Below are 689 nucleotides of genomic sequence, written 5' to 3' on the forward strand. Positions count from 1 at the left end.
TCACCGACATTTTTCACCCTCTGTCATTCGCCAGAAAACAGCGTTATTCAGTTAATCATCGCATCGAGGTCAATCTTTTTCCCTTCGCGAGTAGAAGTGGTGTATACCTTCACGTTGCAGGTGTGTTGACTGCACTTGTTATTCGCCCCATCAATGGGTCTCACTTCTTACGAAACCACCTCAAGCGCCTTACTGCAACTCGAATTATTAGGGTGTATCTTCCTCAACCCATGCATTCAGTTGAAGGTTAAAGACTCTATCTGCTGACTTAATCATCTCGGTCGATGAGCAACAAAAATACGAGTTATTGGCAGACGACTAATAGAGCGAGTGATTTTTTGTTCGTTGTCGATATCGAGATCGCTTGTTGCCTCATCAAGCAGCAAAATCCCAGGTTGTCTATACAGCGCCCTGGCGATAGAAATACGTTGACGTTGTCCTCCTGAAAGGGTGCTACCCATATCGCCAATCATAGAGTCATATCCCAACGGGAATGAGTCGATTTCTTCATCAATGGCCGCATAGTTAGCGCATTCGGCCATACGTTCCATATCTGGGGACTCTGAAAATCCAGTGATATTTTTCTGTAGGGTTCCGGCTAGCAATTTGTCATCTTGCATGACAAAAGCAACATGCTCTCTGAGCTCACGTTTCCCAATATTGGACATGGTCATCCCATTAATAAAAAT

At 44.4% G+C, this 689-nt stretch carries 1 protein-coding gene; it reads right to left on the minus strand.

The features are described 5' to 3' along the window. Positions 1-272: 272 nt before the first annotated feature. Positions 273-689 (minus strand): ATP-binding cassette domain-containing protein (locus J5069_RS23760; RefSeq protein ID WP_264646118.1); only part of this gene is annotated, 417 nt, incomplete at its 5' end.

Origin of the sequence: Candidatus Symbiopectobacterium sp. NZEC127 (genome assembly GCF_025962675.1) — a bacterium.
Lineage (GTDB): Bacteria > Pseudomonadota > Gammaproteobacteria > Enterobacterales > Enterobacteriaceae > Symbiopectobacterium.